Source organism: Geodermatophilus sp. Leaf369 (genome assembly GCF_001424455.1).
Lineage (GTDB): Bacteria > Actinomycetota > Actinomycetes > Mycobacteriales > Geodermatophilaceae > Klenkia.
The window spans coordinates 1,444,050-1,466,535 of sequence record NZ_LMQA01000001.1; the positions used below are offsets into that span (position 1 = coordinate 1,444,050).

16 protein-coding genes and 1 pseudogene are annotated in these 22,486 nt (G+C 74.1%); 8 read left to right on the forward strand and 9 right to left on the reverse strand.

All coding sequences use genetic code 11. The features are described from left to right. Positions 1-283: 283 nt before the first annotated feature. Complete coding sequence (locus ASG36_RS07180) at positions 284-1,435, reverse strand: glycosyltransferase (protein ID WP_055761260.1); 1,152 nt, start codon at positions 1,433-1,435, stop codon at positions 284-286. 356 nt (positions 1,436-1,791) lie between these two features. Between ASG36_RS07180 and ASG36_RS07185 the strand changes: the two genes are divergently transcribed. Then, on the forward strand, positions 1,792-2,499 hold the full coding sequence (locus ASG36_RS07185; RefSeq protein ID WP_055761263.1) for a hypothetical protein: 708 nt from the start codon (positions 1,792-1,794) through the stop codon (positions 2,497-2,499). On the opposite strand, the gene ASG36_RS07190 is transcribed toward ASG36_RS07185, so the two are convergent. The 6 genes and pseudogenes from ASG36_RS07190 to opgC all read right to left on the reverse strand — a co-directional run bounded on the left by ASG36_RS07190 (position 2,480) and on the right by opgC (position 11,685). Then, positions 2,480-3,685 carry an oligosaccharide flippase family protein gene (locus ASG36_RS07190; protein ID WP_157498609.1) on the reverse strand — a complete coding sequence of 402 codons (1,206 nt, stop codon included), beginning with the start codon at positions 3,683-3,685 and terminating at the stop codon, positions 2,480-2,482. The genes ASG36_RS07185 and ASG36_RS07190 overlap by 20 nt on opposite strands. A 212-nt stretch (positions 3,686-3,897) precedes the next feature. Continuing rightward, on the reverse strand, positions 3,898-4,749 hold the full coding sequence (locus ASG36_RS07195) for a hypothetical protein (protein ID WP_157498611.1): 852 nt from the start codon (positions 4,747-4,749) through the stop codon (positions 3,898-3,900). A gap of 92 nt (positions 4,750-4,841) precedes the next feature. After that, entirely contained in the window at positions 4,842-6,023 is a 1,182-nt protein-coding gene (nrfD, locus tag ASG36_RS07200) for an NrfD/PsrC family molybdoenzyme membrane anchor subunit (protein WP_235494671.1), read from the reverse strand. Continuing rightward, positions 6,020-7,111 (reverse strand): 4Fe-4S dicluster domain-containing protein, encoded by a 1,092-nt coding sequence (locus ASG36_RS07205; RefSeq protein ID WP_055761272.1) that lies wholly within the window; start codon positions 7,109-7,111, stop codon positions 6,020-6,022. Before ASG36_RS07205 ends, nrfD begins: the two co-directional genes overlap by 4 nt. After that, a pseudogene (gene fdh / locus ASG36_RS07210) lies at positions 7,108-10,401 on the reverse strand (formate dehydrogenase). Before fdh ends, ASG36_RS07205 begins: the two are co-directional and overlap by 4 nt. A 33-nt stretch (positions 10,402-10,434) precedes the next feature. After that, positions 10,435-11,685, reverse strand: coding sequence for an OpgC domain-containing protein (gene opgC / locus ASG36_RS07220; RefSeq protein WP_369794067.1), 1,251 nt, complete (start codon positions 11,683-11,685; stop codon positions 10,435-10,437). A gap of 80 nt (positions 11,686-11,765) precedes the next feature. On the opposite strand from opgC, the gene ASG36_RS21820 reads away from it, so the two are divergent. Next, positions 11,766-11,924, forward strand: coding sequence for a hypothetical protein (locus ASG36_RS21820; protein WP_157498615.1), 159 nt, complete (start codon positions 11,766-11,768; stop codon positions 11,922-11,924). Positions 11,925-12,062: 138 nt separating this feature from the next. Beyond that, entirely contained in the window at positions 12,063-12,797 is a 735-nt protein-coding gene (locus tag ASG36_RS07225) for a hypothetical protein (protein WP_055761281.1), read from the forward strand. Between the two features lie 125 nt (positions 12,798-12,922). Here ASG36_RS07225 and ASG36_RS21825 read toward each other — a convergent pair whose 3' ends face one another. Both ASG36_RS21825 and ASG36_RS21830 read right to left on the reverse strand, forming a co-directional pair. Beyond that, on the reverse strand, positions 12,923-13,405 hold the full coding sequence (locus ASG36_RS21825; protein ID WP_055761283.1) for a hypothetical protein: 483 nt from the start codon (positions 13,403-13,405) through the stop codon (positions 12,923-12,925). A gap of 13 nt (positions 13,406-13,418) precedes the next feature. After that, entirely contained in the window at positions 13,419-13,568 is a 150-nt protein-coding gene (locus tag ASG36_RS21830; RefSeq protein ID WP_157498616.1) for a hypothetical protein, read from the reverse strand. Positions 13,569-13,752: 184 nt separating this feature from the next. Between ASG36_RS21830 and ASG36_RS07235 the strand changes: the two genes are divergently transcribed. From ASG36_RS07235 to ASG36_RS07255, 5 genes are read left to right on the forward strand one after another with little or no spacing between them, the layout of a single operon-like run. Then, the gene (locus ASG36_RS07235) at positions 13,753-16,383 is read left to right on the forward strand and encodes a bifunctional diguanylate cyclase/phosphodiesterase (RefSeq protein ID WP_157498618.1); all 2,631 of its coding nucleotides are present in this window, start codon (positions 13,753-13,755) and stop codon (positions 16,381-16,383) included. Beyond that, positions 16,380-18,926, forward strand: coding sequence for a diguanylate cyclase domain-containing protein (locus tag ASG36_RS07240; protein ID WP_055761288.1), 2,547 nt, complete (start codon positions 16,380-16,382; stop codon positions 18,924-18,926). The genes ASG36_RS07235 and ASG36_RS07240 overlap by 4 nt, the downstream gene beginning before the upstream one ends. 27 nt (positions 18,927-18,953) lie before the next feature. Beyond that, entirely contained in the window at positions 18,954-19,745 is a 792-nt protein-coding gene (locus ASG36_RS07245; RefSeq protein WP_055761292.1) for an MBL fold metallo-hydrolase, read from the forward strand. After that, the gene (locus ASG36_RS07250) at positions 19,742-20,347 is read left to right on the forward strand and encodes a DedA family protein (RefSeq protein WP_055761295.1); all 606 of its coding nucleotides are present in this window, start codon (positions 19,742-19,744) and stop codon (positions 20,345-20,347) included. Before ASG36_RS07245 ends, ASG36_RS07250 begins: the two co-directional genes overlap by 4 nt. Next, positions 20,344-22,476, forward strand: a complete 2,133-nt coding sequence (locus tag ASG36_RS07255) for a phage holin family protein (protein WP_055761297.1) — start codon at positions 20,344-20,346, stop codon at positions 22,474-22,476. The genes ASG36_RS07250 and ASG36_RS07255 overlap by 4 nt, the downstream gene beginning before the upstream one ends. Positions 22,477-22,486 lie beyond the last annotated feature (10 nt).

The following is a 22,486-nucleotide window of genomic DNA, read 5'->3' on the forward strand; positions in this document are numbered from 1 at the left end:
ACGGTGGCATCGACACGACGCCGGTCTCGGGCGAGCTGGTCTGTGCCGAGGTCAGGCTCGGGACACCGGCCCCGACGAGCACCACGAGGGTGGCGCCGATCAAGAGCCGTCGGCGTCGCCGACCGGCGACGTTCGACGGTGTCTGATCTGTGTGCACGACGCGCTCCCTGGGACTCGAGTGTTCTCGAGTGCCCATCGACGCGGGAGCGGTGGGACTGGAGGTGCTGGGGGCCGAAGGCGCCCCCTCCTCACCCGAAGGGGCGACGGGTGGGGCCTCCAGACGTCACAGCGTGAGCAGGAAGTCCAAGAGCGTCGTCGACCGGTGGCTCCAGTCGCGGTCGTCCGCCACCTCGGCTCCGGCCTCGTTGCGGTCGTCGGCCACGAGCAGACCGGGGAGGATGCCGGCAGCGGCGCTCGCATCCGCCGCCACGAACACACCCGGCGGTGGGGTGCTGCTGCCGGCGAAGTGCGGGGTGGCCAGCACCCGGAGTCCAGCAGCGAGGTACTCGTAGAGCTTCATCGGGCTGCGTCCGCTGTTGGTGACACCGGGGGTGAAGGGCATCAACGCGGTCCGGTACCCAGCCAGGGCGGCCGGCACCCGGGCGTAGTCGATCGCCCCGCGCAGCCGGACGTTCTCCCCCAGACCGTCGGGCCGGACGGGCGGCGGAGGGCCGAAGAGGTCGAACCGCACGTGTGGCCGCAATCTCGCCAGGTCGCGCAACCAGGCCCAGTCCAGCCGGTCGTCCAGAGCGCCGACGTAGACGACGGCGTCCTCGGCGACGGTCCTGGCTCGTCCGCCACGGAAGAACGGTGCGTCCACCCCGTTCGGCAGCACCAGGCTGGGCAGGTCCCGAGCACGGGAGGGCAGCCGGTCGAGCACCTCCTGCGACGTGGCGACGACGGCGTCCGACTCGGCGAGCGCGCGATCCTGTGCCGCCCGCATGCGCTCACCGGTGTAGACGTCGGTCGGGCGGTAGACCGTCGTCCGGGCACCCACCATGGCACCGAGGCCGGCGAACATCGGCTGGTCCATCAGCAGGAAGTCCGGGCGCTCCAGACCCGACGCCCGGATCGTCCTACGGAGGCTCGGCACGGCCGTGTGCAGCGCCAGGTTGACCGGCCACCCAGCGGTCAACTGCACCGGCAACGTGGTGAAGGGGACCGAGGACATGCGCCCGTCGGCGTCCGCGGTGGGGCCGCCGAGCGTCGCCGACAACCGCGAACGGAGCCCGATCCGGTTCCCGAGGCCCAGGAACTTCACCGGGGACAGCGGAGTGGACATGTGCCCGACCTGCATCCCCTGCCGGGCGAACTCCCGCGACAGGTGGTGGCTGCCCACCCGGAAGACCCCGCTCTCCGGAGTGTGGCTCGCGAACAGCACGCGCAGCCGAGCGTGGCGTACGGCCGCGTCCGAGGCGTCCTCCACGGCGATCACGACAGCGCACCCCTGCGGTCTCCCGACCACCCGGAGCGGGACGGTCTCGCAACTGACTGACGCATCATCATCACCCTCAGTGTCCCCCACCCGGGGTGCACTTCGGAGTGACACCGGTCGCACGGCGGCCGACAGCCGAACTGCCCGCCGCAGGAGGCCCCTGCTCCCGCCGGCCCGAGGGTGGTCGGACACGGACGTGGCCGGCGCAGACCGGGGTCAGGGGGCATCGACGCACCTGCGCGCCGACCCAGCTTGACAGCGGGTGAACAACCGACCAACAGTTCACCTGATCGGGCGTTCACCAGGCGAGCGCCCTCACTCACGCCGAGTGCAGAGCCTGGACCGAGAGAGGTGTCATGTCGCTGGGCACGCCCACGTCCCGGTACTCGACCATCCGGCGAGCAGGGGCCCTGGCCATGGAGGCATCCCGGCCGCCGGTGCTCGTGGCAGTGGTCTGTCTGGCTCTCATCACGCTCTTCGCGATCACGGGGTTCCTGGCGAGGCTCGACGTGGCCGCCGCCCAGTGGTTCGAGCTCGATGCTGAGCTGCGTGGGGCTGCGGTCTTCTCCGCCCTGCTGCTCCTGGCCGCCGGCACCTCGACCGTGGGGGTCTGGCGACGAGACCGTTCCGGGCGGGCCGTGCTCCCTGTCGGGGTCCTGCTGTGCTTCATGGCCGTCGACGAGGTCACGGCGCTCCACGAGACCCTGGAAGCGACGACCGGGGTCGACTGGCAGGTGCTCTACCTCCCCGCCTTCGCTGTGGCCGGTGTCTGCTTCCTCCTCGCCCTGCGCCGGTACTGGGCGATCCCCGCGTTCCGGGGCACCTGGGTGCTCGGTGCCGTCTGCTGGGTGGTCTCCCAGGTGCTCGAGTTCCTGCAGTGGGACGGCGACGTCCAGCGGACGGGGTACTCGGCGATGATGATCCCCGAGGAGCTCCTCGAGATGCTGGGCAGCGCGTCGTTCCTGGTGGCGATGCTCGTCGTGGTGGCAGCGATGCGGGAACGGCACCCTGACCCCGGCGTCCGCGCGGACGGGAACGGCCGGCTCAACTCGCCGGCCCCGTGAACCGGCGCCGCATCAGCTTCCACAGGACGAAGGCGCTGCCGAGCACGACGAGCTCGGTGAGCAGGATGGCCAGGCTCGCCCCCACCGCCCCTGCCCAGTTCGCTCCAGCCAGGAGCAGCGGGACGCCCACGACCGCACCAGCCACGGTGCTCGTGACGATGATCCTGGTCAGCCCCCCGGGAACGAGCACGTAGGCCGAGAACGCCAGCGACATCGACACCACGACCAGGGAGACGGCCATGGCCGAGGCCTGCCCGAACCCGACCTCGATGGTCCCGGAGAACACGACCCCGTCCAACAGCGGCGTCAGGACCGCCATCCCGACGGCGACCAGCACCCCCGCGGCCACGGTGACCAGCACGGCGGTGCGGGTGCGGGCCGGGCGGTCCTCGTCGGCACCGCCGGAGACCCAGCTCTGCAGCGCGTTCTTGAACGGGAAGAGGAGTGCCCGACCGAGCAGCTGCACGCGGTAGAGGGCGGCGAACAACGCCAGCGACGCGGGGGAGACCGTGGCCACCAGGGTGACCGAGAACCCCGTCCAGGCGTAGGCAGCCAGCGAGCTGAGGATGAGGCCGGACTGCTCTCGCAGCGACGTCCCGATCGCCCGGGGGCCCGGGACGGTGCGGGTGGCCCGGTCACCGCGCAGCCGCACGAACGCCAGGACCACGGCGAGGACGTTCGCGACGATCGTGAGCACCGGGAACCCGATCAGCGGCATCCCGGACCAGAGGGCGACCGAACCGAGCACGGAGACGGCGACCTGCGGCAGCGTCTCGTACAGCGCGACGAGGCCACTGCGCCCGAGCCCGGTGAAGTACCAGGAGCTGGTGAGCCCGACGAGCCCGGAGCCGACGGCGGCCAGGACCACGACGGCGGCGTGGCTGGGTGCGACCAGGAAGGCGATCAGGCCCACGACGGGCAGGACGACCGCAGCCACCGCCAACCGGGTGAACAGGCTGGTCCAGTAGACCTCCTGGAGCTCGACCGGCGAGTCACGCCGGACCGCCACTGCGTGCGCCCCCACCAGGCCCCAGCCCATGAGGACGACGACGGCGGCCGCAGCGCCCAGGGTCTGACCCAGCACGACGGCGGCGAACCCGGACGCACCGGCCGAGGACGTGATCGCCGGCAGCGCGACCAGCGGCGCCAGAGCCGTGGCGGCGGTCAGCCCGTAGAACTCCAGCACCCGCCGGACCGGGGGGCGGTTCCGCGACGGTGGGCGGGCTGTCTCGAGCTGGGCCATGCGGGTTCCGGGGCCTCTTCCCTCGTCGGGCGGGCACCCGTCACGGGACGCCCCGAACGGCACCGGCGACGGCAGCCCTCCCCTCCGAGGGTAGTCAGCCAGAACGCCCGGACCGCTCCGACGACGGCGCCACCGCCCATGACACCGCCCACAGCTCAGCCCCGGGCGTGCTCCCGCAGCAGCTCGAGGTCGGTGGGGTCGTAGAGCCGGCTCACCACGTGGTCGTTCCCACCGTTCAGGTTCGTCCGGAACAGGGCCGAGTCCTGCGAACCCAACTGGACGGGGAAGTCGGCGGCCACCTCCCGGACCTGTCCCACCGGGAAGCCGCCCCGCAGGGCGTGCCGGTGCAACCAGAGGTCATCGGTGCGCCGCACCAGGTCGGGCACGCCCGCACCCCCCTCTGCCAGCCGAGCCTGGAGGACGGCGGGGTAGGCGACGCCGCCCATGCCGATCGGCACCCGCGCGAACGACGGACCGGAGCTGCGCGAGTACGACCATGCCTGGTACGGCGCCAGGGCGGACTCGTCGGCGGTCAGCCGCATCATCCGCGACCGGTGCGCCCAGACCGTCGTGGGGTCCGCCCTGTGGGCGTCCACCAGGTCCTGCAGCCAGCGACGCGGGTAGAGGACGTCGTCGTCGGCGGTGACCAGCAGGGCACCGTCGGCAGCGTGCGCCAGGCAGTAGGGCAGGTACTTCTTGTGCGGTCCCCACTCGGCCGGGGCCTCGTGGACCTCCAGACCACGGTCGACGAGCCGCCGGAGGGCACCGGTCGGCGTCGCGTGGTCGGCGGGGTCCAGCCAGAGCACGAGACGGTCGGGCCGGAGCACACCGGCCGCGATCGTCTCGATGGTCCGGTGCACCCCGCGGACCCGCCGCCCGTGCGTGGTGAGCGAGACGACGACACCCGACGCGCCTCCACCGGTCACCGGTCTGCGCCCGGCCACGTGCTGGCTCACCGCCCGCGCCGTGCGTACGGCGGCCAGAGCCTGGTTCACCCGTTGCTGCACGGGGTGAACCTAGACCGACCGGATCCGCTGCGGGGCGTACTGACCCCTGCGGGATCCCGGCGCCCCCCACGCACGTGCCGGAGGAGCGCGACTCAGCCCGCGGCAGCCGCTTCCCTAGCAGCCATCCGCGCCCGCTGCGGGACGACGACGTACTTCGGGTCCTTGCTCGACGCCATGCCGGCGTCGAAGACGCCGAACCGGGTGAGCAGCGACCCGGCCGCGAGAAGCGTCCCTGACGCAACAGCGCCCCACCGCTTGCCCCCGACGACCGTGGCACCCACCGCGCCCGCGGCGGTGCACGCCTTGGCGATCCGCAGGAGCTTCCCGGCCCGGCCGATGTGGTACGGCTCGGAGACGATGCCGTGGTCGTTCTCGACCTTGTGCATCGCGACCAGCTCGACCGCGGCACCGGTGACAGCGGTGCGGCGGGCGGGGCCGGCCTGGTCGACCGGGGTGAAGACCATCGACAGGCCACCGCCGGCCGCGAGCGCCGAACCGCAGAAGACGAAGGGCAACTGGTCGCCGGGCTCGTGCCAGGACGGCGTCGCGGTGTTGGCCAGCAGCACCGCGGTGTAGGCGGCCATCGGGCCGCCGAAGACCGCGGCGCCGATGCCGGCGGTCTTGCGCAGGCCGACCGAGCGGACGAGCGTGGGCAGCCACCCACCCGAGCGGCGCACGGCCGGGACCTGGCCCAGCAGGTGCAGGGCCGCGGTCGCCCCGGTCAGCGCGCTGAACGGGGACAGGATGTAGGAGCCGACGCTCAGCGGGGAGGTCGGCTTGAACACCCGCAGCATGTGCAGGAACCGCTCGGGGCGGCCCAGGTCGTGGATCAGGAAGCCCACCGAGGCGATCGCACCGCCACCGGCGATGAGGTGTCCGGTGCGCGCCAGGGCGGGACGGTCGGTGAACTCGGCCATCGCACCCAGCACCGACGCCGAACCGGCCGCGCCACCCAGGAACAGGTACAGCGGCACGTCGGGGGTCTTCCACACCGCGGACTTGACGATCTGCCGGCCGTAGTAGGACTGGAAGTCCGCATCGCCGACCGTGGGGTCGCCGTCCCGGCCACGCCCACCGCCGCCGCCCTTGCGCTTCCGCTTGGTCCGCTTCTGCGCCGAGGGACCGTCGGCCTTGCGCCAGCCGCCACCCGGGGTGGCCACCCCGGAGGTGCCGGGGCGGTGGTCCAGCGGCGCGTCGACCGGCTCGGACGGGCGCCCGACGATCGTCGAGTCCGGCGAGACCTCCGGGGCCGACCGCTTGCCTGCGTCGCTCACTTCCGCCGTCCCAGGAACGAGGTGACGGCCACGCCGACCAGCATCGCGGCCGCACCGGCCGCGTGCTTCCACATCGAGGGCAGGTCGCGGGTGGTGACGATCGGGTCCGGCGGCAGGCCGTAGACCTCCGGCTCGTCGAGCAGCAGGAAGAACGCCCCGGCTCCCCCGACGCCGTCGTCCTCGTCGCGGCCGTACAGCCGCGCGGTGGTCACGCCCTGCTCGGTCAGCGTCGCCAACCGCGCGTCGGCACGCTCCTGCAGCTCGGCCAGGTCACCGAACTGGATCGACTGGGTCGGGCACGCCGTGGCACACGCCGGCTGCAGACCATCGGTCAGCCGGTCGTAGCACATCGTGCACTTGAAGACCTTGCCGTCGTCCTTGCGCTGGTCGATCACGCCGTACGGGCAGGCCGGCACGCAGTAGCCGCAGCCGTTGCAGATGTCGTCCTGGACGACGACGGTGCCGAACTCGGTGCGGAACAGCGCACCGGTCGGGCAGACGTCCAGGCAACCGGCGTGCGTGCAGTGCTTGCAGACGTCCGAGGACATCAGCCAGCGGATCTCCCGGTCACCCGAGGGCGCCGTCTGCGGGTCGAACGAGCTCAGCGCCTGGGCGTTGAGCACGCTGGCCTGGTCGATCGTCACGCCGTCGGTCTTCGCGTGCGCCGGGGACTCCCCCGAACCGCAGGACCCACCGCACCCACCCGCCGACTGGGCACCCTGGCCCGGGGCCGCCGGCACGCCGATCGAGGGCATCGGCAGGTCGATCGCGCGGGACTGCTCCACGAACGCGACGTGCCGCCACGAGTTGGCCCCGAGCATGCCGGTGTTGTCGTAGGACATCCCGGACAGGCCCATGGCGTCCTTCAGACCGTCGGCATCGTCCATGGGGAGCGTGTTCCACTCCTTGCAGGCGACCTCGCAGGCCTTGCAGCCGATGCAGACGCTGGTGTCGGTGAAGAACCCGACCCGGGCCGGGTGGTCGTCCTCGTACCCGGCCTCTCCGGACACGTCCGGCAGCGGCCCGTAGAGCCGGTTCTCGTCGTCCTTGCCGGTGAAGACCGGGCTGGCTGAGCTGATCTGGGTCACGGGGTCCTCGGTCCGTCGCCGGACGGGTTGGTCTGTGTGGTGTTCGCCTGGTGGCCGCTCTCGCCGGTGAAGGACGCCGCCTCGACCGGGGACCGGCCGCCGACCGGGACGCGGCCGGACTTCACGCCGGCCCGCTCGCGGTAGGCCTCGACGAAGTCCACCAGCGCCGGGCCGCGCGGGCGCCGTCCGGGCTGGATGTCGCAGGTGGCGACCTTGGACTCCTGGATGTGCACGTTGGGGTCCATCACGACGCCGAACAGGTCGTTGCCGCTGTCGCCGACCGACAGACCCTGCTCGCCCCAGTGGTACGGGACGCCGATCTGGTGCACGATCCGGCCGCCCTTGAGCTTGAGCGGGCGCACCCGCTCGGTGACCAGGACCTTGGCCTCGATCGCCGTCCGGGCACTGACCAGCGTCGCCCAGCCGCCGTTCTCCAACCCGCGCTCGTCGGCGAGCTCGGGGCTCACCTCGACGAAGAACTCCGGCTGCAGCTCGGACAGGTAGGGCAGCGTGCGGCTCATCCCGCCGGCGGTGTGGTGCTCGGTCAGCCGGTAGGTGGTGAACGCGTACGGGTAGACGTCGCTGGTCGGGGGGTTGCTCCGGTTCCAGGCCGCCTCGATGACCTCGCGGCCCGGGTTGGACTGCTGGGCGTAGAGCGCGTTGGAGACCGGCGACTCGTCGGGCTCGTAGTGCGTCGGCATCGGGCCGTCGGCCAGCCCGGTCGGCGCGAACAGCCACGCCTTGCCGTCGTTCTGCATCACGAACGCGTCAGCGCCGGAGATGCCGTCGGCACCCTTGGCGCCGGGCGCGGGCCGGTAGGACGGCGGCTTGGTCGCCTCGAAGTCCGGGACGTCGTGCCCGGTCCACTTCTGGGCGTCCTCGTCCCACCAGACGTAGGCCTTGCGCTCGCTCCACGGCTTGCCCTCGGGGTCGGCCGAGGCGCGGTTGTAGAGGGTGCGCCGGTTCGCCGGCCACGCCCAGCCCCACTCCGGGGACACCCAGGACTGCTCCCGGCCGGGCTTGCGCCGGTCGGACTGGTTGACCTCGTCGGCGTAGACACCGGTGTAGATCCAGCAGCCGGCCGACGTCGAACCGTCGTCCTTGAGCTCGGTGTAGGAGGACAGCGTCTTCCCGTCCGGGCCGACGCCGTTGATCTCGCGCAGCACCGCCTCGGCGCTGGGCTCGACGAAGGGACCGTGGGTCGGGTAGTCCCAGGTCAGGTCCAGCAGCGGGCGGTCGCGCGGGTCGGTGGAGTCGGCCAGCCGGTCCCGCAGGATGCGGCCCAGGTGGTAGTAGAACCACAGGTCGCTGCGGGCGTCGTCCGGCGGCTCGACCGCCTGACGGTGCCACTGCAGCAGCCGCTGGGTGTTGGTGAAGGTGCCTTCCTTCTCCGTGTGCGTGGCCGCCGGCATGAAGAAGACCTCGGTGCCGATCTGCTCGGTGACGAGCTCGCCGGTCTCGATCTCCGGGGCGGTCTTCCAGAAGGTGGCCGACTCGATCATCTGCAGGTCGCGGACGACGAGCCAGTCCAGGTTGGCCAGACCCAGGCGCTGCATCTTGCCGTTGGCGTGGCCGACCGCGGGGTTCTCCCCCACCAGGAAGTAGCCGGGGATCTTGCCCTGGATCATGTCCGCGACCTGGCGGTAGGAGCCGTGGTCGCCGTTGATCTTCGGGATGTTGTTGAACAGGTAGTCGTTCTCGGCGGTAGCCGCGTCGCCCCACCAGGCCTTGAGCAGGCTGACCATGTAGGCCCGCGTGCCGCCCCAGAAGCCGTTCATCTCGTCACCGACGGCGCAGAAGTCGTCCAGCGTCTCGTGCTCGGTGGCGTGCGGCATGGCCAGGTAACCGGGCAGCAGGTTGTACAGCGTCGGGATGTCGGTCGAGCCCTGGATGGAGGCGTGCCCGCGCAGGGCGAGGATGCCGCCCCCGGGCCGACCCATGTTGCCCAGCAGGGCCTGCAGGATCCCGGCGGTGCGGATGTACTGCGCGCCCACGGTGTGGTGCGTCCAGCCGACCGAGTAGACCCAGGCCGTCGTCCGCTCCCGGTTGCTGTTCGCCGTCACCGTGCGGGCGACGTCGAGGAAGACCTCGGCCTCGATGCCGCAGATGTCGGAGACCATCTCGGGGGTGTAGCGGGCGAAGTGCCGCTTCAGCACCTGGTAGACGCAGCGGGGGTGCTGCAGCGTCGGGTCGGTGGCCGGGGTGCCCGAGACCTTCGAGGGCTCCGGGATGGTCGCGCCGACCTCGTCGGAACCGCTCGCGCTGGGCTCCTGGGCGCCCTCGAACTGCCAGCTGGCCTTGTCGTAGGAGTTCGACTCGTCGTCCCAGCCGGAGAACAGGCCGTCGAGGTCCTCGGTGTCGACGAAGTCCTCGCTGACGATGGACGCCGCGTTGGTGAACGCGGTGACGTAGTCACGGAAGTCGAGCTCGTTCTCCAGGACGTAGCTGATCAGCCCGCCGAGGAAGGCGATGTCCGTGCCCACCCGCAGCGGCACGTGCTGGTCGGCGACCGCGCTGGTGCGGGTGAAGCGCGGGTCGATGTGGATGACCTTGGCGCCCCGCGCCTTGGCCTCCATGACCCACTGGAACCCGACCGGGTGGCACTCGGCCATGTTCGAGCCCTCGATGACGATGGCGTCAGCGTTGACCAGGTCCTGCTGGAACCCCGTGGCGCCGCCGCGCCCGTACGTCGCACCCAGACCGGGCACGGTGGCGGAGTGCTATATGCGGGCCTGGTTCTCGATCTGGATGGCCCCCATGGCGCTGTAGAGCTTCTTCATGAGGTAGTTCTCTTCGTTGTCCAGCGTCGCGCCACCGAGGCTGGCGATCCCCATCGTGCGGTTCACGCGCTTGCCGCCGTCGGTGTCCTGCCAGCCCTTGGTACGGGCGGCGAGCACGCGGTCGGCGATCATCTCCATCGCCTCGTCGAGCCCGAGGTCGGTCCACTCCGTGGCGTACGGCGCGCGGTACTTGACCGTGGTCACCCGGGTGGGGCTGGTGACCAGGGACTTGCTCGCGCTGCCCTTGGGGCACAGCCGGCCGCGGCTGACCGGGGAGTCCGGGTCGCCCTCGATCTGGACGATCTTCTCGTCCTTGACGAAGACCCGCTGGCCGCAACCCACGGCGCAGTAGGGGCAGATGGACTTCACGACCCGGTCGGCGGTGGCCGTCCGGCTCGTGACGTTCTCGGTCGCCTTGCTCCGCGCTGCGTGTCCACGACCCAGGGGGTCGGAACCGGTCAGCTGGCGGAACACCGGCCAGGAGTCGAGCCAGGTCTTCACCCGGTAGATCGTGCCACCGTGCGCGCAGCGGTGCGCGGGCGGTCACACCCGAGGGCGTGGATCCCGCCGGGCGGCGGTCCACCGGTCCCGGGACCACGCCCACACCCCCATCGCGACGAGGGCTGCCACGGCGATGGCCACCGAGACGACCCGTGACCGGTCCACGGGGAGGACCGCCGCGACGAGCAGGGTGCCGACGGTCAGGATGACGAAGGAGTCCAGGCTGCGGCGCCCCACCACCTCCAGCGGTGCCAGCAGGGGACGGGGCAGGCGTGAGGTCGCCAGCGCCGTGCACCGGTAGAGGACGACGAAGGCGAGCCAGGCGAGCAACACGCGGCCGGGACCGGCGTCGCCCTTGTCGAAGACCCACCCGGCGACCGGCTCCGCCCGGTCGAGCAGGGTGGCGGCCAGTCCGGCCGCGACCACGACCACCAGGCCCCCGGTCGCCACGGCCACCACCCGGGGCGACTGCACCCGGGCCTGGAGCCCGCGGGTCCGCCACGTCCACCCGACGGCCAGCGCCGACAGGAACAGCAGCTGCCAGGCCGCCCAGTTGAACTCCAGCGGCCCGTCCGCGGGCAGGGTCGTGACGACCGGGGCCACCTGCCCGACGACGTACAGCGCCGCGGAGGCGACCCCGAGCCAGCCGAGGCGTCCCCGTCGCAGCAACGCGGTGGCCGGCACCGCGAGGAGCAGCAGGACCACGTAGAGGCTCAGGATGTTGACGTTGACGGGGTTCAGCTGCAGCGTCAGCGCGGCCAGGAGCGCGTGCCCGTCGAGCGGGTGGCGGTGGGCGACCACGAGGCCCGACGCGAGTGCGAGCAGCACGGCTGCCACGTGCGTCAGGTAGAGGAGTCGGGCCCGCCGCACCAGGCTGCGCGCGGCTGCGCCTCCCCCGCCCCGGGCGACCCTGCCGGGGAGCACCATGCCGAGCACCAGTCCGGAGACGAGCACGAAGCCCGAGGCCCCGTCGACCCAGGGGAGCAGGTGCAGCGCCCGGGTCGGTGGGGTGTTGGGCGCCAGGTGGGCGGACGTCATGCTGACGATGCAGAGACCTCGGACCGCGTCGAGGGCCCGGTCCCGGTGCGGCACCCGCCCGGTCGCGGGAGGGGACGGCGCGTCCAGCACGTCGACCCCGATTCTCCGGTGGTCACGGCCGGGGCGCCGGAGGCGTCGACACGCGGACCTTCTGGGGGCACAGAACCAGTGCCGGTCGGAGGGGCGGTGCCGGCACGCGGCCCCGCGCCGCGGATGGAGAGCGCGATCACAGGACGAGCGTCCCGCTGGGCGCACCGGTCACGTGCGTCACGTGGCGGAACCCGCCACGGCCTGTCGCGCACCGTGAGCGATCGACCACCGACAGGATCCCGGCCATGAGCTTCTGGGTCGACGCCTCCCTCTTCGCGCTGCTCGTGTGGGCCAGCCAGCACGCGCTCTTCCTCGTCTGCGCCCTGGCGTGCGTCGTCGGTCCCCGCCTCGCGTCCCCCGTGGACGTCGAGCTCGTCCCCGCCCCGGAGCCGGCGCGCGCCTGAGGGGCGACGCGCCGTGTGACCGGACACGCCGTCACGCCCTCGACGACACGCCAGCACGCGCTGTCCGCAACCACCTCCGGAGTGTCACGATCAGGTGCGCCGGAGAGTGACCGGCGGCGGCACCGAGGGGGACCCACCATGGACGACCAGCCCGTGCGACGAGGCAGCCTCCCTCCCGTCCCCCCGAAGGCCAGCAGGCACGCCGCCGCACCCGCGCCGGGCCCGGTCGGGCTCCCGCCCGCGGACCGGCTGTCCGACTCCGGCCGGCACGCCGACCTCTCCGAGGACACCACCGTCACCCCGGCGCCCGTGCTCACCGAGACCGGCCGGCACGCTGCCGTCGACGAGCCCGACGGCGACCTCCCCGGCGGTCGCGTGCTGGTCCACCGCCCCTCGCACCGCCGGTGGATCCCGGCCGGCGTCGGGGTCACCGTCGCCGCCGTCGTGGCCGCCGTCGTCCTGACGACCGGGTTCGCGAGCAACCCGGCACCGACCACCGGCACGGACGACGCGGCGGGCACCGAGGCCGTCGTCGCCACCACCCCGGCGGCCACCACCACCGCCGAGCTGCCGATGCCCGCGATCCCCACCATCGACCTCACGCCGGGCACCCCGGGCACCGCCGGGGCCGGGAGCCCGCCCACCACGGCGCGGACCACGTCGGCGCCCAGGAGCACCCCGGTCGTGCGCACCACCACCCCGCCCCGCCCGCCCGCGCCGGTCACCCCGGACGCCCCGGTCGTCACGAGCACCCCGGTGGAGACCTCGACCTCGTCCGCCTCGAGCACGGCGGAGAGCAGCGCCCCGACGTCGGAGTCCACGACGACGACACCCAGCTGCACGACGGACTGCACGACGACCCCCACCACGTGATCCCGCCCGGACGGCGGGCGCGTCGCTCGGGGACACGCCGGTGGGACTGGTCCGTCACGGCCTGAGGTGACTAGCGTCCGTGCCTGCAGTCATCAGGCGGACACGGGGAGCGACACGGTGGGTGGTCATCGAGCGGCGGGGCACGGCTCCCGCCGTCGGGCGCCCGCCCGGCCACCCCAGAAGCAGTGGCTCCCGGTCGCCCTCGCCGTCTGGACGCTCAGCTTCGCCGCCGTCCCGCTGGCGGTGCTGGCCCACGGGGCCATGAGCGACCCGGCCACCCCCGTCGTGGACAGCGCGACCACCCGCGCCGAACCGGCGTCGGCGACGACCGCCGCCACCTCCGTCGCGCCCGTCCCCACCACCCCGGCCACGGCCACGGCGACGGCGCAGGCCGTCGACCCGGGCGTCGTCCCGCCGGTGGTCGACGAGGTCACCGCCCCGACCGCGTCCGTCCCCACGGAGACGACGACCCCCGCATCGAGCACGGAGCCGACGCCGGACCCGACCGCGTCCACCGAGCCGACCGCGACCGCCACGGCGACGACGGCCACGTCGGAGACGACGACCAGCCCGTCGGCGCAGGCCACGACGTCCGCGGCCAGCACCACCGGCTGACCTGCGTCAGCTGGGCGCGAACTCCCGGCGCAACAGCTCGTCCACGTCGAAGCGGACCTCGTCGGCGAGCTCGGCGAGGTGCATCGACGCACCGATCCACAGGCCGGCCGCGCACGCCACCACAGACCACGCCAGTGTGATCCACAGGATGAACATCGACCCCTCCTCGGGGGTATGGCCGCACCAGTGGTGCGGGTCACTGGAACCTAGTGTGACGCGTGGGGTTCAGCCAGTCATTCGGTGGACGGCGCGTAACTATCTGGTCACGGAGCGCTCCCCCTTCGGGTGACAACCACGCGGGGGGCTCCACCTGGAGCCTCCCGGTCCCGAAGATCTGCCCGTGACCACTGGACCCCGCGCCTCCGTGGCGACCACCGGGTCCCCCTCCGACGGTCGTCTCCGACGGGCGACGTGTCTCGTCCTCCTGGCCGCAGCAGCCACCCTGGCCGCCGGCCGGCTGCCCGGCGCGACGGGCACGGCGGCGCTCGTCACCCTCACGTTCGGCGGCCTGGTCGCCTCCGCCGTCGCCTGCCTGCGGCTGGCCGGGCGCAGCGGCCACCCGGCGGTGTGGCGCTGGTACGCCGCGGCCACGCTGGCCACCACCCTGGGCTCCGGGCTCGTCCAGGTGGTCTTCGGCGACGCCGTCCCGCCGACCGCCGGCGCGCTCCCGGGCATGCTGCTGGCCCTGGTCCCGGTGGCCCTGCTCATCCCCGGGGCGACCTGGCGCGGACTGCCCCTGCAGCTCGCCAGCTCGCTGTCGCTGTTCGTCGTCGCCTGCCTGCTGTGCCTGCTGACCGTCTTCGTCCTCTTCCACGGCGGCGACCTCGACGCCGGCACCACCGACGGAGCCACGCTCTACGCGCTGGGCATCGTCGTCGCCCTCACCACCGGCGTCAGCCTGCTGCTGACCACCAGCAGCACCGGGCCGCTGCGCCGGGTCGCCCTCGTGGTCCTCGCCGCCCAGCTCGCCAACGCCCTCTCCAGCTCGATCGGCGCCCTCCGCGAGTTCGTCGACCCCACCGCGACGGACCCCCCGGCGGTGGCGTGCGCCGTGGGGGTGCTGGGCTTCGGCCTGCTGGCCGTGGCCGCGCTCGCCGACCGCTCCCCCGCACCGACCGTGCCCGCCGACGTCCTGCTGTCCCCGGTCGGAGCGCTCCTCCCGCACGCGACCGCCCTGGTCGGGGGGACCCTGCTGCTGGTGAGCGTGCTGGTCACCGGCGAGCTCAGCCGGGTCGGCGTCGTCCTCGGTGTGGTCGGGCTCGCCCTGCTCGTGCTGCACCAGGCCGTCGCCTGGCGGGACCACCGGGCCCTGACCGCCGACCTGACGCGCAGCGAGGCCTACTTCCGCACCGTCGTCCGCTCCAGCGTCGACCCGGTCGTCGTGCTGGACGACCAGCTCCGGGTGGCCTGGGCGTCCAGCGGGGTCTCCGACCTCCTCGGGCGGGACGCCGACCGGGCCGTGGGGCACCTCATCTCCGAGGTCGTCCACCCCGACGACGCCCCCGGTCTGTTCGCCGGGCTCCGCTCGACAGCCGGCGACGAGGGACCCGAGGGCCGCACCCGCACCGCCCGGCTGCAGCACCGGGACGGGAGCTGGCGGCTCATCCAGGCCCGGGTCCGCGACCTGCGGGCCGACCCCGACGTCGGGGCCCTGGTGCTCTACTGCCGCGACGTGAGCGGCCGTCGCGGGACCGACGGCGCCGACGTCGCCCTGGTCACGGCCACCGACCCGGTCACGGGACTGCCCACCCGCCCCGAGCTGGTCCAGCGCCTGGCGACCCTGCTCCGGGACCGGCCCTGCCGCCCGACCGCCCTGGTCAAGATCGGCGTCAGCGGCCTGGGTGAGCGCCCCCACCCGGCGGCCCTCGTCGAGCTGACCGCCCGGTTCGCCCGACTGCTGCGCGGGGACGACTGGCTCGTGCGGTCCGGGACCGGCGAGTTCTCCGTCCTGGTCGCCGGGTCCGTCACCGACGCCGAGGCCGTCGCCCACCGGCTCACCGGTTCCGTCGACCCGGACACCCCGCTCGGCGGGCTGCGGCTGTCCGCGGCTGCCGGCATCGCCACCCTCGAGGACGACGCCGACGCCGGTGACGTCCTCCGCCGCGCGGGCACCGCGCTGACCAGCGCCCGGGCGGCCGGACCCGGGCGGGTCCGCAGGCACAGCGTCGCCCTGCTCATCGCCCAGAACCGCCGCGACGCGTTGCGCCGGGACCTCGAGGTGGCCCTGGAGCGCGACGAGCTGCGGCTGGTCTACCAACCGATCGTGGACCTCGCCCTGCACCGCACCGTCTCGGTCGAGGCCCTGCTGCGCTGGTCGCACCCGACCTGGGGCGAGGTGTCCCCGGCCGAGTTCGTCCCGCTGGCCGAGGAGTCCGCCCTCGTCGTCACCCTGGGCCGCTGGGTGCTCGGCGCCGCGACCCGCACCGTGGCCGCGCTGCCGACGAGCTCGGTGGCCGTCGCGGTCAACGTCTCGGCCCGGCACGTCCGGTCCGGGGAGCTGCTGACCGACGTGCTCACGGCCCTGGAGGACAGCGGCCTCCCGGCCTCGCGGCTGACCCTCGAGCTCACCGAGTCGGTGGTGCTGGACGACGTGCACGTGGCCGACGAGCTGCTCGCCCTGCACCGGCTCGGGGTGCGGATCGCGGTGGACGACTTCGGCACCGGGTGGTCCTCGCTGGCCTACCTGGTCGGGCTGCCCATCGACGTCCTCAAGATGGACCGGCAGTTCCTCGCCGACATCGAGCACGACCGGCAGCGCCGGGCGCTGTGCCGCTCGGTGCTCCACCTGGGCAGCAGCCTGGGCATGGACGTCGTCGTCGAGGGCGTGGAGACCCCGGCCGAGCTGCAGCTGCTGCGCGACATGGGCCACCGGTTCGTCCAGGGCTTCCTGCTGGCCCGGCCGCTGGAGGCCGTCGACCTCCCCGACCGGGTGGCCCGCAACGCCGTGGCCCCCACGGGTCTGCCGTCGTGACCGCCGTCCCGCGCTCCAGCGTGGTGGCGCTCGTGGTCGGGGGCCTCGTGCTGACCCTCGCGCTCCCGTCGTCCCCGCCGGACGGCTCCGGCCGGCAGTGGGACAACCTCGCCCTCGGCCTCCTCGCGGCGGTCGCCACCCTGCGGGCGGCCCGGGCCGCCCGCGGCCTGGACTCCCGGGCCCGCACCCCGTGGCGGCTCCTGCTCGTCTGCGGAGGGCTCTTCTCCCTGTCCGGGCTGGTCACCGGCAGCGGCCTGGCGCCCGCGTTCGGTGGCGTCGGCATCGGCGACCTGCTGCTCGGCCTGGCCGTCTGCCTCCCGCCGGTGGTCTGCGTGCTGCTCGCCCGGCAGGTGAGCAGCACGCGCGGACCGACCCTGCTCGTCGACGGCCTGCTGGTCACGCTGTCCCTGCTCGTCGTGACCGACCTGCTGGTGTTCACCGCCGAGGGCGCGGGCGCCCTGGGCCCGCTGGCCGTCGGCTACGGCAGCTACGCCGCCGTCGCCGTCGGTCTCGGCGGAGCGCTGTGCACGGTGTCCACCCGCGCGCTGCGCCAGTCCGCCACGGCCGTGGTGGTCGGCATCGCCCTGAGCGCACTGGCGTCCTCGATGCTCGCGGTCTCCCTGCTGTACCCGCTGCAGCTCTGGCAGGCGGTCGGGGACGGCGCCGTCCTGCTGGCCCTGGAGGCCTTCCTCCTCGCCATCGCCGCGGCCCCGCGCACGGTCGCGGCCGACCAGGGCCCCCGTGCCCGGGCGCCCCGGATCAACCCGATCGGCCTGGGCATCACCGTCGCGGCGCTCTTCGGCCTCCCGCTGGCGCTGCTCGTCGCCGTGCTCCGGGGCCAGCAGCCCTCGCCCGTGGCCCTCGCGGGGGTGGCCGCCGTCGTGGCCCTGCTGCTGGTGCGCACCAGCCTGCGGGTGCGGGACAGCGGGCGGCTGGTGGCGGACCTGGTGCGGACCGAGGAGGACTTCCGCGAGCTCGTGGAGTCCAGCACCGACGGGGTGGTCATCGTCGACGGCGACCTCCGCCTCCAGTTCACGTCCCGGGCCGCGCGCAGCCTGCTCGGTCTGGACGACCCGGGTGCCGGGATCCCGCTGCTCGACCTGGTCGACGCCGCCGACCGTGAGCGCGTCGGGCAGGAGCTGGCCGTGGGCGGCTCGGTGCTGCACTTCGGCGTCCCGGCCGACGACGACGGGCACACCGACCTCGAGGTCACCCACCACGACCGGCCCGGCAGCGACCGCCGGGTGCTGCACCTGCGCGACGTCACCACCCGCCGCCGGCGCGAACGCGAGCTCGAGCGGATGGCCTACACCGACCACCTCACCCGGGTGCCCAACCGCGCCCTGTTGTTCCAGGAGATGGGCAACGGCAGCGCCGAGCGCTGCCTGCTGGTCCTGGACCTCGACGGGTTCAAGGCGGTCAACGACGAGGCCGGGCACGAGGCCGGGGACCAGCTGCTGGTCGAGGTGGCCCGTCGGCTGCGCTCGGCCGTCCGCGAGCAGGACGTCGTCGCCCGGCTCGGGGGCGACGAGTTCGCCGTCCTGGTCGAGGGCACCCTGCGCGAGGCCCGCGACACCGCCCAGCGGGTGGTCGACGCGCTCGCCCACCCGCACCGCACCGCGGCCGGCACCTACGCCGTCGGCGCCAGCGTGGGGGTCGCCCAGCTGCACCCCGGCGGGGGCCAGCTCGCCTTCCGGGAGGCCGACGCGGCCCTGCGGGCGGCCAAGCAGGCCGGCAAGGGCTGCGTCCGGGTGTGGGACGACGGCCGCGGCTCGCACTCCACCGACTCCGACGTCGCCGCCGCGCTCGCCGACGGCCAGGTCCAGCTCCGCTACACCCTGGCCGGCTCCGCGGAGTCCCCCGTGCTGGCCGTGCACGCCGCCCCGGTCTGGGTCCACCGCACCGCCGGCACCCTGCCGGCCGCCGAGCTCTGGGCCGCCGGTGGCCGCCAGGGCCAGTCCGCGGCCCTCCAGCACTGGCTGCTCACCACCGCCACGGCCGAGGCGGCGTCGCTCGTCGGCGAGCTGACCCTCGCCGTCGACCTGCCCGCCGGGCACGTGCTGCCCGAGCTGCTGGTCGCCGACGTCCGCACGGCCCTGGCCACCTCCGGCCTGCCCGCGCCCCGGCTCTCGGTGGCCGTCACCGAGGAGGCCCTGGCCACGGCGCCGGCCTCGCTGCCCCGGGCGCTGCACGTGCTGCACGCCGACGGCGTGCGGATCTGCCTGGACGACTACGGCATGGGCCAGACGCTCTACAAGCACCTGTCCCGCATCCCGCTGGACTCCGTCCGCGTGGACCTGTCGGCCCTGGGCGCCCGGGGCGACGAGACCCGGGCCCTCCAGGTGCTCGCGGCCATCACCGCGACCGCCGACGCCTTCGGGATCACCACGATCGTGCACGGCGTGGAGGCCACCCCCCTGCGCGACGCCGCCCTGGCGACCGGCGTGCGGATGGTGCGCAGCCGGGCCACCCCCCAGCTGGTCGACATCAGCGGGGTCCGCGCCCTGCTGGCCGAGGGCGCCCCGAGCGTCGGTGGCCGCTGACCTGCACCTCTGTTGTTCACTGACCCCGTGCGGACACCGGCGGCCACCTTCCTGGGCCACTCCACCGTCCGTCTCGAGCTCGCCGACCGGGTGGTGCTCACCGACCCGCTGCTCACCGGCGGGGTGGGTCCGCTGCGCCGCGTCGTCCCCCGGCTCCACCCCTCGGCGTGGGCCGACGTGGACCTCGTGCTGATCAGCCACCAGCACGGCGACCACCTGCACCTGCCCTCGCTGCGGACGCTGGGCCGCGGCACCCGCGTCGTCGTCCCCCGCGGGTCCGGGGCGTGGCTGCGCGGCAAGGGGTTCACCCGGGTCGAGGAGCTGGCGCCCGGTGAGGTGCTCACCGACGGCGCGCTGACCGTCACCGGGGTGCCCGCGCACCACAGCGGCCACCGGTGGGGCCCACGTTCCGAGCGCGGCCCGGACGCCCTCGCGATGGGCCACCTGCTCTCCGACGGGACGACGACGGTCTACGCCGCCGGCGACACCGACGTGTTCCCCGAGATGTCCTCCCTGGGGCCCATCGACCTCGCCCTGCTGCCCGTCTGGGGCTGGGGCACCTCCCTGGGCCCGGGGCACCTCGACCCGGCCGGCGCGGCCCTGGCCTGCGCGTTGCTGCACCCGCGGCACGCCGTCCCGGTGCACTGGGGCACCCTCGCAGCCGTGGGGACGACGACACTTCCGCGCGTGGGTCCCCTCATGCGCCGGCTGCTCGTCGACCCCCCGCACGACTTCGCCGCCGCGGTGGCCGCCGCCGGCCTGGACACCACCGTCCTCGTCACCGCCCCCGGCTCCCCGATCGCCTGGCCCGCCCCGTGAGCGTCACCGTGCTCGCCTCGGGGTGGACCGACGGGAGCTCGCTGGGCTACCCGGTGCTGTTCGGCGGCGTCCTGCTCGGCTCGATCGTGCCCGTCGTCCCCACCGGGCCGCTGCTGTCGGTGGCGGCCGCGGTCGCGATGACCACCGACCGGCTGGAGATCGCCCTCGTCCTGGTGCTCGCCACCCTGGCCGCCTTCCTCGGCGACGTCGTGACGTTCTCCATCGCCCGGTTCGGCGGCCCGTCGGCGGTCCGCTGGGTCTCCCGCGGCCAGCACGCCTCGCGGCTGGAGGAGGTGCGCACCCAGTTCCGGGCGCACGGCTGGCAGATCGTCGTCGCCGGCCGGCTGCTGCCCGCCGGCCGCATCCCGGTGCTGGTCGCCGCCGGCGCGCTGGCCTACCCCTGGCGCCGGCTGCTCCCCGCCTCGTTCGGCGCCGCCCTGCTGTGGGCGGTCGCCTACGCCCTGCTCGGCGTGGTCAGCGGCGGCATCTTCGACAACCCGCTGATCGCCACCCTGGTGGCCACCGGGCTGGTGCTGATGGTGGGGCTGGTCGGCAACCTGGTGGCCTCCCGGCGCCGGAAGCGGAAGCAGCCGGTCGAGTGAGCGCCCCGCACCGTCCCCCCGGCCGGGTGCTCACCTCCGGCCGCGCCGCCGCCCGGGTGCTGCTGGTCTGGCTGCTCGCCACCCTGGCGCTGTGGGGCCTGGACCGCTGGCTCACCGGCTTCGCCATGGACGCGTGGTGGCAGCCGCCGGTCGCCGCGTTGCTGCTGGGCGTGCTGGCCGGTGTCGTCTGGCCGCTGCTCATGCGCATCGCGCTGCCGTTCGCGTTCGTGACGCTGGGCCTGGGCGGGTTCCTGGTGCTCGGCGCCGGCGTGCTGGGCGTCTTCTACGCCATCCCCGGGGTCGAGGTCACCTCGTTCCGGACCTCGGTGGTCGTCGCGGTCGCGATGGCCGGGGTGGCGGCGGTGATCAGCAGCGCGCTGGCCCTGGACGAGGACGAGCTGTTCCACCGGCGGGCCCGGCGCAAGGCCGGCGACGGCACCCGGGACGACGTCCCCGGCGTGCTGTTCCTGCAGATCGACGGCCTAGGGCACGCCATCGCCCGCCGCGCCGTGCGGGACGGCACGATGCCCACGCTCGCCGCGTGGCTGCGCGCCGACAGCCACGTGCTCACCTCCTGGCACACCGACTGGAGCTCGCAGACCGGGGCCAGCGTCTGCGGGATCCTGCAGGGCGACAACTTCGACGTCGTCGCCTTCCGCTGGTACGAGAAGGAGCGCGACCGGGTGGTCACCGTCTCCCACCCGGGGGACGCCGCGCTGGTCGAGGCCCGGCACAGCGACGGGGCCGGGCTGCTGTCCGGGGGCGGCGCCGGGCGCGGCAACCTGTTCACCGGGGACGCCGACCACGTCTCGCTCACCATGAGCGCACTGCCCAAGCTGGTCGCCCGGGGCTCGCGGGCTGCCGACGCGCGCTTCGGCGCCGGCTACTACTCCTACTTCGCCAACCCGGTGAACACCCTGCGCACGCTGGCGGTGTCCCTGGTCGACGTGTGGCGCGAGCTGCGCGCGGCGGGCAAGCAGCGTCGCGCCGACGTCCGCCCCCGGGTGCGGCGCGGGGGCGTCTACCCGCTGGCCCGACCGGGGACGACGGTCATCGCCCGGGACGTCGTCGTCGCCGCGCTGATCGAGGACATGGTCGCCGGCCGCCCGGTCGCCTACGCCGACTTCCTGGGCTACGACGAGGTCGCGCACCACTCCGGGATCGAGCGCTTCGACACCCTCGAGGTGCTCCGCAGCATCGACCAGCAGATCGGCCGGCTCTGGCGGGCCACCCAGCTCGCCCCCCGGCCCTACCACCTGGTCTGTCTCTCCGACCACGGCCAGACCCAGGGCGAGGCGTTCGCCGACCGGTTCGGCGAGACCGTCGAGGAGCTGGTCGGCCGGCTCTGCGGCGGTGTGCCGCAGACCCGCCGGCACCGCGGCCGGCACAAGCCGCTCGCCGGCCCCTCGGACAGCCGCCGCCCCGCGGAGGGCTGGCAGGTGGGCGCCGCGCTCGCCGAGGTGTCCACCGGGGACGGTCCGATCGCCCGCCGGCTGCGCGCCCGGGTGGAGACGGCCGGCTCGGCCGAGCACCGCCCCCGGGACGTCACCGGCGAGCCCGGCCGGACCGCGCGGGTGGCCCCCGGGGTGGTCTGCGTGGTCAGCGGGCACACCGCGCTGGTCAGCTTCACCGACCTGCCCGGCCGGGCCACCATCGAGCAGATCGAGCAGCGCTGGCCCGACCTGCTCCCCCGCCTCGTCGACCACGCCGGGGTGGGCTTCGTGCTGGTGCAGACCGCCGAGTTCGGCCCCGTGGTGCTCGGCCGCGACGGACTGCGCCGGCTGGACTCCGGCGTCATCGTCGGCGAGGACCCGCTGGAGCCCTACGGCGAGCACGCCGCGGCGCTGGTCGCCCGGGCCTCGACCTTCCCGCACTGCGCCGACCTGATGATCAACAGCCGGTACGACCCGGAGACCGACGAGGCCTCCCCCTTCGAGCCGCACGTGGGGTCGCACGGCGGGCTCGGCGGGCCGCAGCAGCACGGCTTCCTGGTGTACCCGTCGTCCTTCACCCCGCCCGGGGAGGTGGTCGGCGCCGAGGCGCTGCACCGGGTCCTCCGCGGCTGGCTCACCGACCTGGGCCACCCCGACCCCCGCGCCGCCGCGAGGGTGGAGGCGGCCGGCGGGTGAACGACCGGTG

Bases quoted from the DNA above. Each gene is read 5' to 3' on its own strand.
- ASG36_RS07185 (WP_055761263.1), top strand. From the start codon at position 1,792: ATGTCGCTGGGCACGCCCACGTCCCGGTACTCGACCATCCGGCGAGCA.
- ASG36_RS21820 (WP_157498615.1), top strand. From the start codon at position 11,766: ATGAGCTTCTGGGTCGACGCCTCCCTCTTCGCGCTGCTCGTGTGGGCC.
- ASG36_RS07225 (WP_055761281.1), top strand. From the start codon at position 12,063: ATGGACGACCAGCCCGTGCGACGAGGCAGCCTCCCTCCCGTCCCCCCG.
- ASG36_RS21830 (WP_157498616.1), bottom strand. From the start codon at position 13,568: ATGTTCATCCTGTGGATCACACTGGCGTGGTCTGTGGTGGCGTGCGCG.